Raw genomic sequence first — 11510 nt, 5'->3', positions numbered from 1 at the left:
TCCTTCGAACTTCTCACGGAACAAGGGCGATTGGTGTGGTAACGGGCACTGCGGCGATACCGTGAGCGATCGGATCCGGACGGCTGCGGCCGGATCCGTACGGAGCGGCGGACGGCGGCAGGGCGCGGCGGGACCGGACACGGCGTCAGCGCGGCCCGCAGGCGTCAGCGCGGCCCGTGCAGCAGCACCGGCAGCGTCCGGTAGCCGTGCGCGATGAAGGACTCCACCTGTTCCAGCTCCTCCGGCGGTACCGCGAGGCTCAGTTCGGGGAAGCGCTCGAAGAGAGCGGGCAGCGCCGTACGTGCCTCCATGCGCGCGAGGGGGGCGCCCAGACAGAAGTGCACGCCGTGTCCGAACGACAGGTGCTCCACGTCGGTGCGCCGCACGTCGAACTCCCCCGCGGTGTCGCCGTGTCTGCCGGGGTCGCGGCCCGCGGCGGCGTACGTCGCGAGGATCGCCTCACCCTGACGGATCGTCGCGCCTCCGGGCAGCTCGATGTCCTCGACCGCGTAACGCAGCGGGAGCGAGGCGATGCTGGGGGCCCAGCGGAGCGTCTCCTCGATGACGTCGTTCCACGAGACCCCGCCGTTCAGGACGAGTTCGAGCTGTGCGGGGTGAGTGAGGAGCGCGTGCACCGCGTTGCCGATCAGGTTCACCGTCGTCTCGTGACCGGCGCCGATGACCAGCAAGAGCGTGTCGAGCAGTTCGGCCTCGGAGAGCTCCGAGCCCGTCTCGTCGTCGCGGGCGGAGACCAGCACGCTGGTCAGATCCTCACCCGGCTGCTCCCGCTTGAGGGAGACGAGCGCGCCGAACGTGCTCTGGACGTCCTGCGCCGTACGGGCCGCCTCCTCGGGCGACGCGGAGGTGTCCATGATCCGCTCGACGAGGCGGGCCATCTCGGGGCGCTGCTCGCCGGGGATGCCGAAGAGCTCGCAGATCACGCCCATCGGCAGGGGGTGCGCGTAGGCGCTGCGCAGATCGACGGGCTCGCCCCGCGGCAACACCGCCATCGCGTCGAGGAGTTCAGCGGTGATCCGCTCGACGCGGGGCAGCATCGCCTCCGTGCGGCGGCCGGTGAAGGCCGGGGCGACGAGCTTGCGCAGGCGGCGGTGGTCGGCGCCGTACGAGGTGAACATGTTGGTCACGCCGACCCACGAGCGGATCCAGGTGCCGTGGAACTCGCCGCGCTGCCAGGCCGGCCAGTGCCGGCGCGGGTCCTTGGAGACCCGGTCGTCCGTCAGCAGTTGCTTCAGCAGGTCGAAGCTGCTGACGGACCACGCGTGGATCCCGGCGGGGAGCTCCACGAGTGCGGCGGGGCCCGCGCCGCGCAGGCCGTCGGCCTCCCCGTGGATGTCCTGTCCGGCGGGGTCGATGGGGACGGGGCGGGAGAGGCCGGTGCCGCCGGCGGACGCTCCGCCTCCCGCGGCTAACCCGTGCTCCTGGTCTGCCTGCTGTCCCTGCTGTCCCATGGAGTGGCTCCTGCCTGGTCGGGGCTGATCGGTGTGAAGCGGGCGGGCAGTTGTGCGAGGGCGCGGTGGAACGGCCCGGGCCGGTGGGCGAGCCGGTCGTGGGCGACGGTCAGCTCGATGTCGGAGAGCCAGGCCGTGAGCCGTTCGATGGCGGTGGTCGCGATGAGCAGCGCGGACCGGGGCACGGGGCAGGAGTGCGGTCCCGCGGACCAGGCCAGGTGCGCCCCTCCGCCGGAGCCGCCTGTGTGGAGTGGGCCTGAGCCTGAGCCGCCGGGGCCGCCCGTGTGGCCCGAGGCGCCCGAACTGCCGTGGCCCTGCCCGCCGTTGCCGCCGGCCGCGCCGGCTCCCGTACGGCCGTGTCCGGCCCCGGCCGCCGCGTACGAGACCATGACGAGCTGACCCGTGCGGATCCACGTGCCGTGGAAGTACACGTCCCGTCTGGGGAAGTGCGCCGAGTAGTTGGTGATCGGCGGCTCGTTCAGCAGGACGTCCTGGATGGCGTCACGCGGGGTCAGGGCGCCGCCGGACAGCGTGCTGTAGTAGCGGTCGTCCGTGAGCATGCGGGCCAGGGCGTTGCCGATGAGATTGGTCGTCGGCTCGTGGCCGGCGCCCATCGTGAGTACGAGCTGGTGCGTGACCTCCTCGTCGCTGAGCCCGGCGGGGTGGTCCATGAACCAGGACGTCAGATCCCGGCCGCGCACGTGCTTCTTCGCCGTGATCAGCTCGCCGATGTAGGCCTCGAACTCCGCGTTGGCCGCCGACGCCTCCTCCGGGTCGCCCTCCATCATTCCGGCGAGCGAGGAGATGAGCCGCTCGCTGTAGGAATCGGGCAGCCCGAAGAGGCGGTTGAAGAGCTTCAGGGGCAGCAGCCGCGCGAACTGTGCCATCAGGTCGGCCTCGCCGTCCGCGCCGAAGTCCGCGATGAGCGAGTCGGCGATCCCGACGACCATGTCGCGCAGCTCGTGCGGCGGGATGCGGTCGAAGCCGTCGGTGATCACCTGGCGGTAACGCGCGTGCGCGTCACCGTCGTTGAACATGACGTTGGGGCGCCAGCCGAGCATCGGCAGGATCGGCGAGTCCTCGGGCAGGGTCTCCTGCCAGATCCGCGAGTCCTTGGACCAGGTGACGGGGTCGTGCAGCAGGTCGAGCGCCGCCCGGTAGTCGGTGACGAGCATCGCGGGCACGCCCGGCGAGATCTCCACGGGCGCGAGCGCGCCGTACCGGCGGAGCCTGCCGTAGACCGCCTCCGGGTCCGCGGCGAACTCCGGCCCGTACAACTGCGCCACTTCTGCGTGCGGTTCGCTCCAGGGCGGAGGCGGTTCGGGCCGCCCGCCCGGTTCGGGACCACTGGGTTCGGCTTCTCGGGCCGGTGCTTCATCCGGGCCCGGTGCTTGTCGCTGGCCCGGTTCCGGCGCGGAGGTCACGCGGTCTCCTGGGGCGTGAGGGCGAGGACGTGGCCCACGAGGCCGATCAGCGCGTCGGTGGCCTGGTCGCGGTCGCGTGCGTCGCACAGCACGAGCGGTGTGTCGGGGAGCAGGTCGAGATGGTCGCGGAGCGTGGAGGGGTGGTGCGAGGGGGAGTCGGGGAAGGCGTTGACCGCGACCGCGTACCGCAGCCCCGCGTCCTCGATCATGTCCATCACCTCGAAGGAGTCGGACAGGCGGCGTGTGTCGGCGAGGACGAGCGCACCGAGCGCGCCGCGCGAGATGTCCTGCCACAGCGGGGAGAAGCGGCGCTGGCCCGGGGTGCCGAACATGTACAGCACGACGTCGCCGGGCAGGGTCAGGCGCCCGAAGTCGATCGCCACCGTCGTCGTGGACTTCTCCCGGACTCCGGACAGGTCGTCGACCAGCGCACTGCCCCTGGTCATCACCTCCTCGGTGTGCAGCGGCTCCGTCTCCGACAGCGACCGGATGAACGTGGTCTTGCCGACCCCGAACGGGCCCGCGACCAGCAGCTTCACCAGGGTCTGCGTCCGCTCTGCGTCGAGGTAGATGCCGGTCTCCGGCGGCGGGGCGGGAGTGGGAGCGGGGGCGATGTCGGTACGGGTGCCCGTACCGGTGAGGCCGCCGCCCGCGGGCGGCCGCACGTCGCGTTCGTCACCGGGGTCGTCATCGCGAGGACTTGAGAGTGCGGAGTCCATCGAGAACTTTCTCCAGAATCTGCCGCTCGGGCAGTTCGGCGTCGGGTACGGGGGCACGGGCCGACAGCCGGCCCGCGTCGACCAGATCGGCCACCATGACCTTGACCACGCTGACAGGCAACCGGAGATGCGCCGCGGCCTCGGCCAGCGACAGCGGACCCGGCTGAAGCAGCTCCAGCAGGCGCCGCTGCTCCGGGCGGAGCCCGCTGTCCGACGGGTCGGCCGGGGCGTGCAGCACGGTGAGCCGGTCGAGCGTGTTGCGGCTCGGCCGCGCGCGTCCGGTCGTCGCCAGATACGCGGGGACGAGACGTCGCTGGTCGCGTGGCGGCGGATTCATGCCGGGCTGTCGCTCCGTGTGGGACTGCTCATGGCCTTGGCGCCCAGGGTCGCCACCTGGACCTGCATCGTGTGCGTGACGACGCCCATGTTGACCTCCGGGCCCGCGAAGACGGCCAGGCACGTGTTCTGGCCGGCGGGTATCGCGAACACCCAGCCCTGATCGGACTCGATCACTGTCTGGCGCAACGTGACGTCGTAGTCGCCCGCGAAGGCCGCCGTGGTCGTACGGGCGGCGCCCTGAAGGGCGGAGAGCATCGCGGCGACGCCTTCTGCGGAATCCCGCTCAAGGTTCGGCGAGCGGCCCTCGATGAGACCGTCGCCGGAGATGACGGCGGCATGGATCACGTGCGGCAGCTCCAGGAGCGGCTCCAGCACCCAGGAGGTGTCCTCCCGGACGGGGCGGCGTGCGGGGGTGGTCATGCAGGCTGATTCCCTTCGGATGCGCCAGGGCCGTCACCGCCGGACGGGTCCGTGGCGGCTGCGGCGTTCGAACTGCCCCTGGCGTTCGTGCTGTTCGCGTCTGTCGTGGCGTCAGCGGGTGCCGGGCCCGGGTCTGGACCCGTACCGCCTTCGCCGCTTGTGTCGTTCGTGCTGCCCTGCCGCTCGGTGCCGTCCTGCCCGTCCGGCCGGTCCTGCCCGTCCTGCCCGTCCGGGCCGGTCGCCGGGTCCGCCTCGTCCGCCGTGCTCGTCACCGGGGCTTCCGGGCCGGTGCTGCCGGGTCCGCCGGGCTCGCCGGGCCCAACGGGCGTGCCGGGCACGCCCGTTGCGGCGGCGGCCCGTCCGGAGAAGGTGCCCTTCTGGAACGCGGACCAGCGCTCCGCGCTCTCCTCGGGCGTCGAGGGCGGGCCGGCCGCGGTGCGCACGGCGGTGCCCTGCGCCTCCTTCCCGGCGTGGCCCGCCGCAGCGGCCTTCTCCTCGGCACTCGCGCGGTTCCGCCTCCGACGGCGCGGCAGCTCCCCGGTGGCCGACGAGCCCGACGAGCCCGACGAGCCCGACGAGCCCGTCGTGCCCGGGACTGCGGGCGCCGAACTCGCGGCAGTCGGCGCGGATATGGCCTCGGACCGCGCCGGTGTACGGGCGTCCGTGGCCGCACGCCCCGGAAGCAGCGGCGTGCCGTGCGGCGGCGTCGGCGCCATCGCCGACATCGGGTGCTCCGCCTCGTCGAGCAGCGTCAGCAGGGGTTCGCCGGGTATGTGCACGACCGCGCGGACGCCGCCGTACGGGGACGCCTCCGCGTGCGCGCTGAACCCGTACTGGCGCACGAGCTGCCCGACGGCCGCGAAGCCGTTGCGCGGAGGGTCGCCGAGCTCGGTCAGGAGAATCGTCTCCTCGCCCGACATCAGCCGCTTGGCGCGCGTGAGTTCTTCGGAGTTCATGCCGACGCCCGCGTCGTCGATGATCACCGAGACTCCGCGGTTGCCCTGCTGGATCGTGACGACGACGGGCAGCTCCGGGTGGGAGTAGTGGAGCGCGTTCGCCATCAGTTCCGTCAGCGTCACGGCGATCGGCTCGACCGCGCGGGCGATCACGCCGATCGGGTCCCGCAGCAGGTTGCTGACCTGGATGCGCTCGTAGCCGCTGAGCCTGGACGAGGCGCCCACGACGACGTCCGCGAGATGCGAGTTCTCCCGTGTCAGACCCGGCCAGGCCCCGCACACCACGGCCGTCGACTGGATGCGGCGCAGGGCCTGTTCGTTGAGGAAGTCGGCCGCGAGCAGATCCTCCGCGACCAGCGGGTCCTCGTACTTCTCCTGCATCCGCTGGAGCAGCGTCTGCAACTGGTAGAGCAGCGCCTGGATCGTCGTCGTCGCGCCGCGCATGGACGCCTGTGCCGCCGCGTCGACGCGCTTGCGCTCCTTGGTGACCTCTTCCCTCAGCCGCGCGAGCACGGCGTCGATGGACCGGTCGAGGTCGGGGCTCAGCGTCGCCGTGCCGAGCGGGCCGGGGACGGGGACGTTGGAGTGGGCGAGCGACGCGGCCAGTTCGGGCATGCGGGAGTCGACGAGATGCCTCAGCTCGGCCTCGACCGCGTGCAGCCTGGCCCCCAGATCGGTGGCGTACCGCGACGCCCCTTCGAGCTCCGTCTCGGTCGCCTCCGTGCGCAGCTGGGCCCTGCTCAGCTCCTGCCGCGAGCGGACGAGAAGCAGCGCCAGAACGACGGCGACGGTACCCAAGGCGAGGAACACGATCAGCGCCACCGGTGTGTCGGTCATCGGCGTCCTTGGTCAACTGGTTGCTGTGATCGGTGGTTTGAACGGGCTGCCGGCGGAAGCGGACGTGCGATTTCGAGCCACGCCCCTTCGGCACTCCTCGCCCGGGGAGTCCCCACATGCTGCCGCAGACCAGTGGTGCGCACACCCGTAACGGGAACATCCGTACACATCGACTGATCGCATTTCGCCGTGAAACGGGGAGAGTTCGGACGCCGGTCCGCGGGAGCTCTTCCAAGGGTGACAAAGCCCGCCGCGGCGAGGCTTTGGACGGCCGAAAATCAGCCTAGGCCGAGCTCCGTCAGCCGTCGTGGCCGAACCGGATCGGGTTGGTCATCGCGGCCATCGCGCCCGGCAGATCGGGAGGCGATCCGACCGGCGGACGGTGGCGTATCTCCGCCCGCACATACGCGGCCAGCGACGCCCTCGTCCGCCACTCCAGGGGCGCGCCCGAGACCGGGCTCGCGAACATCTCGCCCTGGTCCGTGAGGAACCGGGCCGTCGCGCCCTCCGGCGCACCGGAGACCTCCAGGCGGACGGTGACCTCCGCGTCCGCGTCGACCGCCAGCCTGCCGCCGATACCGGCGTGTTCGCCGTGCTCGCCGCTCGCCGCGAACCGCACGGAGATCTTCGACGACTCCGCGATATAGCTGCGGCCCTCCCGTATGCCCTCCAGCAGGGCCTGCCGGGAGAGGTCGTCCGCGAGGACGACCGTCTGCGGCAGCCCCACCACCTGCGGTTCGGCGTGTGCGTCGCTGTTGCCCATCGCGGGGAGCGGGCCGCGGCCGGCCGGCGGGGCCACGAGCATGTTGTCCCAGGCGGCGACGGCGAGTTCGTCGTCCGTCGTCCACGGCCCGTTCCACACCTCCACGGCGTCGGCGTCCTCATAGCCGAACTTCCACTGGCAGCCGACGAAGGGGCAGTCCGGGTGCGCCGGGACGACGAGGCCGCCCGCCCGGCGGATGCGGCGCGCGAACCTCGGGAAGTGCCCGTCACGCGCGCGGTAGCGCCAGTCGAGGAACGTGCCCGGGTCCGTGCCGAGAGCCAGCACGTGCCCGTTGCGGGTGGTGATCTCCTCGCCGCAGAGGATCAAGAAGTCCTCGTCCCACAGGCCTTCCCAGGCGCCGTGCCCGGACGTGGTGTTGTGCTCGGTGGTGGTGATGAAGTCGAGCCCCGCCTCGCGGGCCGCGGCGGCCGCCTCGGCGGGGGTGCGCTTGCCGTCGGAGTGCACCGTGTGCAGATGGCAGTCTCCCCGGTACCACGCTCGGCCGCGGCCCCGCGCACGCTCCGGCGGGTGGACCGGGCGCGGTGTCTTCCCCGGATCGCCGTGCCGGAGCGTGACGGTGACCTCGTACTCCATGCCCTGCGGGGCCACCGTGTACGGACCGAGGACGACGTGCCACGTGCCCTCGCGCACCGGACCGGCGAGATAGCCGGGCGTGGCCGCTTCCGCGCTGATCGTGAAGCGGTCGCGCGCCCCGCCCGACCAGCCGCGGAAGCCCCGGCCTCCGAGGGCCGTGCCCCGCTGGTCGAAGACGCCGATGTCCAGCGCGTTCCCCTTGGTGCCCGGCGGGACCGACGGCTTGTCGTAGGAGTACGAGACCTCGATCTCGCGGACCCCGGCCGGAACCTCCACCGGCAGATAGACGAAGTCGGGCGCGCCCGTGGGCAGTCGGCCCTTCACCGTCCTCGACGTCTGCGAGCCGTCGGCGGCGCGTGCGAAGCTCACGCCGCCGAGCGTCAGCACGCTCGTGGCGCCCGCCACCGCCGACAGCCGGAGCACGTCACGTCTTTCCACACCCGCCATGGGAGCCTCCCCCGCACGCGGCACGCTGCCGCGGCCCGCACCTGAAGTCCTGCGGCGCCTCCGTGACGCCACGAGTCACTGTTGTACGCGCAGGAGACGAGCCGGGAAACCCCTGTGGAAAACTCCGGCGGCCCCGCGGGAACGGCCGGACCGGCCCCGCCGGAAGAGCCCGGCCGAGGCCGCCGGGGAGAGCCCGTCCGGCCCGTCAGGAGCGGCGCCGGGACGCCGCGAAGAGGGCCAGGCCCACGGCCACGATCACGACCAGGACGAGCGGAATCAGCAGCCACATCCACCAGCGGCTGCCGCTGCTCGTCTTCCGGTCCGAGTCGGAGCCGCTGTACCCGCCGCTGCTCGTCGTGGTGGTCTTGCCCAGCGTCGAGCCGCCCTTCGTGCCGCCCGAGCTGGTCTTGCTGACCCCTCCGCCGGTGCTGACGGTTCCGCCCCGGCTTCCGCCGCTGCTGGAACCGCCGGATATCCGTCCCGGCGCGGCCTGCGTACGGACGCCGTCGCCGCCCCCGGCCCGGTCCGCGGCGCCGCCCGTGGACGCGCCGCCCCCGCCGGACCCTCCGGACGAGGACCCTCCCGACGCCGAACCCTCCGGCGCCGTCTGCGCCGTCTGCGCTGTCGACGCCGCCCGCGCCGAACCCGCGCCCGCCGGACCGCCGCCCGGTGCGGCGGCGCTCGCGGCGTGCGCCGTCGCGGCGCCCCCGCCCAGGACGGTGAAGGCCAGCACCGCGGCGCTGGTGAGGAGCCGAACTCGCATGTTTTCCCCCGTAGTTGTGGTGTGTGATGCGGACGGGACGCACGTGCCGTGCGTCCCGCAGCACCGTAGACGATGTGACATTGCCCGCAGGGACGACTCCGGAAGGCCGCCGACCCCCGCTCGTATGCTCGGTCCATGACTTCGAACGCGCAGGCAGCCCCCACCGCCAACGCAATGCGGCGTGCGCTCCGCCGCGCCCGCGACGGGGTGACGCTCGACGCCGCCGAGGCCGCGGTACTGCTACAGGCGCGCGGCGGCGACCTCGCCGAACTCGCCCGCTCCGCGGCCCGCGTGCGCGACGCGGGGCTGGAGGCGGCGGGCCGTCCCGGAGTGATCACGTATTCGCGCGGGGTCTTCATCCCGCTCACCCGGCTGTGCCGGGACAAGTGTCACTACTGCACGTTCGTCACCGTGCCCGGCAAGCTGCGCCGCGACGGGCACGGAATGTTCCTCTCCCCGGACGAGGTGCTCGACGTCGCGCGCCGTGGCGCCCGGATGGGCTGCAAGGAAGCCCTGTTCACGCTCGGCGACAAGCCCGAGGAGCGCTGGCCCGAGGCCCGCGAGTGGCTGGAGTCGCACGGCTACGACGACACGCTCTCGTACGTACGCGCCATGGCGATCCGCGTCCTGGAGGAGACGGGCCTGCTGCCGCACCTCAACCCCGGGGTGCTCTCGTGGTCCGACTTCCAGCGCCTCAAGCCCGTTTCGCCGTCCATGGGCATGATGCTGGAGACCACCGCCGAGCGGCTGTGGAGCGAGCCGGGCGGTCCCCACTACGGGTCGCCGGACAAGGAGCCCGCGGTGCGGCTGCGCGTCCTGGAGGACGCGGGGCGTTCCAACGTCCCCTTCACCACAGGGCTGTTGATCGGGATCGGCGAGACGTACGAGGAGCGCGCCGAGTCCCTGTTCGCGCTGCGCCGCATCCAGCGGGCCTACCACGGCATCCAGGAACTCATCATGCAGAACTTCCGCGCGAAGCCCGACACGGCGATGCGCGGAATGCCGGACGCCGAACTCGAGGAGCTGGCCGCGACGATCGCCGTCGCACGCCACATCATGGGCCCCTCGGCGCGCATCCAGGCGCCGCCCAACCTCGTCGACGGAGAGTACGCGATGCTCATCGACGCCGGCATCGACGACTGGGGTGGCGTCTCGCCGCTGACCCAGGACCACGTCAACCCCGAACGCCCCTGGCCGCAGATCGACGACCTGGCGGAGCGCACCGCGGCCTCCGGCTTCGTGCTGCGTGAACGGCTCCCGGTCTACCCGGAGTTCGTGAAGCGCGGCGAACCCTGGCTCGATCCGCGCCTGATGCCGCACGTCGACGCGCTCGCCGAGCCGGAGACGGGCCTCGCGCGCGAGGACGCCCCCGTCGAGGGCCGCCCATGGCAGGAGCCCGACGAGGGATACCTCGCGCCGTCGGGACGTACGGACTTGCACCGCACCATCGACACCGACGGGCGCACCGCCGACCGGCGCGACGACTTCGACGAGGTCTACGGCGACTGGGACTCGCTGCGCGAGGCCGCCCGGCCGGGCATGGCACCCGAGCGCATCGGCACGGACGTGCGCGCCGCCCTGGCCACCGCCGCCGACGACCCCACGCGCCTCACGGACGACGAGGCGCTCGCCCTGCTGCACGCCGACGGGCCCGCGCTGGACGCCCTGTGCCGGATCGCCGACGAGCTGCGCCGCGACGTCGTCGGCGACGACGTGACGTACGTCGTCACGCGCAACATCAACTTCACCAACGTCTGCTACACGGGCTGCCGTTTCTGCGCCTTCGCGCAGCGCCGCACCGACGCCGACGCCTACACCCTCTCCCTGGACCAGGTCGCCGACCGCGCCCAGCAGGCCTGGGACGTGGGCGCCGTCGAGGTGTGCATGCAGGGCGGCATCCACCCGGACCTGCCGGGCAGCGCGTACTTCGACATCGCCCGCGCGGTGAAGGAGCGCGTCCCGGGGATGCACGTGCACGCGTTCTCGCCGATGGAGGTCGTCAACGGCGCGAGCCGCACCGGGCTCTCGATCCGCGAGTGGCTGCTGCGGGCACGTGAGGCCGGGCTGGACTCCGTGCCCGGCACGGCCGCGGAGATCCTCGACGACGAGGTCCGCTGGATCCTCACCAAGGGCAAGCTGCCCGCCGACACCTGGGCCGAAGTCATCGAGACGGCACACGAGTCGGGCATCCGCTCGTCCTCGACGATGATGTACGGGCACGTGGACCAGCCCCGCCACTGGCTCGGGCATCTGCGCCGGCTCGCGAGCATCCAGCAGTCCGCGCTCGCCAAGGGCGTCGAGGGCTTCACCGAGTTCGTGACGCTGCCCTTCATCCACACCAACGCGCCCGTCTATCTGGCGGGCATCGCGCGGCCCGGCCCCACGACCCGTGACAACCGCGCGGTGACCGCGATGGCGCGGCTGCTGCTCCACCCGTACATCACCAACATCCAGACGAGCTGGGTCAAGCTCGGCACGGAGGGCGCCGCGGAGATGCTCCGCTCCGGCGCCAACGACCTCGGCGGGACGCTGATGGAGGAGACGATCTCCCGGATGGCCGGGTCCTCCTACGGCTCGTACCGCTCGATCCGGGATCTCGTCGCCATCGCCGAGGCGGCGGGCCGTCCGGCGCGCGCCCGTACGACGCTGTACGGAGAGGTGTCGGAGGAGCGCCTGGAGGCGGCCCAGCGCTCGGACGGCCACCTTCCCGACCTCCTGCCGGTGTTGGAAAAGTGAACCGGCGTTCTAGAGTGCTGACCTGCCGAGGGGCCGACCTCCC

9 protein-coding genes are annotated in these 11510 nt (G+C 72.4%); 1 reads left to right on the top strand and 8 read right to left on the bottom strand.

Going from position 1 to position 11510, the window contains the following annotated elements; translation table 11 throughout:
• Positions 1-164: 164 nt before the first annotated feature.
• The 8 genes from QQM67_RS17645 to QQM67_RS17610 form a co-directional block, all read right to left on the bottom strand.
• The gene (locus QQM67_RS17645) at positions 165-1469 is read right to left on the bottom strand and encodes a cytochrome P450 family protein (protein WP_314174849.1); all 1305 of its coding nucleotides are present in this window, start codon (positions 1467-1469) and stop codon (positions 165-167) included.
• Positions 1427-2893: a cytochrome P450 family protein gene (locus tag QQM67_RS17640; RefSeq protein ID WP_314174848.1), complete on the bottom strand. Its 1467-nt coding sequence runs from the start codon at positions 2891-2893 to the stop codon at positions 1427-1429. The genes QQM67_RS17645 and QQM67_RS17640 overlap by 43 nt, the downstream gene beginning before the upstream one ends.
• On the bottom strand, positions 2890-3465 hold the full coding sequence (locus tag QQM67_RS17635) for a GTP-binding protein (RefSeq protein ID WP_314175130.1): 576 nt from the start codon (positions 3463-3465) through the stop codon (positions 2890-2892). Before QQM67_RS17635 ends, QQM67_RS17640 begins: the two co-directional genes overlap by 4 nt.
• Before the next feature lie 115 nt (positions 3466-3580).
• Positions 3581-3949 carry a DUF742 domain-containing protein gene (locus QQM67_RS17630; RefSeq protein WP_314174847.1) on the bottom strand — a complete coding sequence of 123 codons (369 nt, stop codon included), beginning with the start codon at positions 3947-3949 and terminating at the stop codon, positions 3581-3583.
• Positions 3946-4371 (bottom strand): roadblock/LC7 domain-containing protein, encoded by a 426-nt coding sequence (locus QQM67_RS17625; protein WP_314174846.1) that lies wholly within the window; start codon positions 4369-4371, stop codon positions 3946-3948. Before QQM67_RS17625 ends, QQM67_RS17630 begins: the two co-directional genes overlap by 4 nt.
• Complete coding sequence (locus QQM67_RS17620) at positions 4368-6164, bottom strand: ATP-binding protein (protein ID WP_314174845.1); 1797 nt, start codon at positions 6162-6164, stop codon at positions 4368-4370. The genes QQM67_RS17625 and QQM67_RS17620 overlap by 4 nt, the downstream gene beginning before the upstream one ends.
• 298 nt (positions 6165-6462) lie before the next feature.
• Entirely contained in the window at positions 6463-7968 is a 1506-nt protein-coding gene (locus QQM67_RS17615; RefSeq protein ID WP_399066992.1) for a CehA/McbA family metallohydrolase, read from the bottom strand.
• Between the two features lie 205 nt (positions 7969-8173).
• Positions 8174-8731, bottom strand: a complete 558-nt coding sequence (locus QQM67_RS17610; RefSeq protein ID WP_314174843.1) for a hypothetical protein — start codon at positions 8729-8731, stop codon at positions 8174-8176.
• A gap of 135 nt (positions 8732-8866) precedes the next feature.
• Here QQM67_RS17610 and QQM67_RS17605 point away from each other — a divergent pair, with 135 nt between their 5' ends.
• On the top strand, positions 8867-11467 hold the full coding sequence (locus QQM67_RS17605; protein WP_314174842.1) for a bifunctional FO biosynthesis protein CofGH: 2601 nt from the start codon (positions 8867-8869) through the stop codon (positions 11465-11467).
• Positions 11468-11510: the final 43 nt, after the last annotated feature.

It is taken from the genome of Streptomyces winkii (genome assembly GCF_032248595.1).
GTDB lineage: Bacteria > Actinomycetota > Actinomycetes > Streptomycetales > Streptomycetaceae > Streptomyces > Streptomyces winkii.
This window is presented reverse-complemented; position numbering and strand designations above follow the sequence as displayed.

Coding starts and splice junctions, on each gene's coding strand:
- QQM67_RS17645 (WP_314174849.1), bottom strand. CDS start 1,469: ATGGGACAGCAGGGACAGCAGGCAGACCAGGAGCACGGGTTAGCCGCG.
- QQM67_RS17630 (WP_314174847.1), bottom strand. CDS start 3,949: ATGAATCCGCCGCCACGCGACCAGCGACGTCTCGTCCCCGCGTATCTG.
- QQM67_RS17625 (WP_314174846.1), bottom strand. CDS start 4,371: ATGACCACCCCCGCACGCCGCCCCGTCCGGGAGGACACCTCCTGGGTG.
- QQM67_RS17620 (WP_314174845.1), bottom strand. CDS start 6,164: ATGACCGACACACCGGTGGCGCTGATCGTGTTCCTCGCCTTGGGTACC.
- QQM67_RS17615 (WP_399066992.1), bottom strand. CDS start 7,968: ATGGCGGGTGTGGAAAGACGTGACGTGCTCCGGCTGTCGGCGGTGGCG.
- QQM67_RS17610 (WP_314174843.1), bottom strand. CDS start 8,731: ATGCGAGTTCGGCTCCTCACCAGCGCCGCGGTGCTGGCCTTCACCGTC.
- QQM67_RS17605 (WP_314174842.1), top strand. CDS start 8,867: ATGACTTCGAACGCGCAGGCAGCCCCCACCGCCAACGCAATGCGGCGT.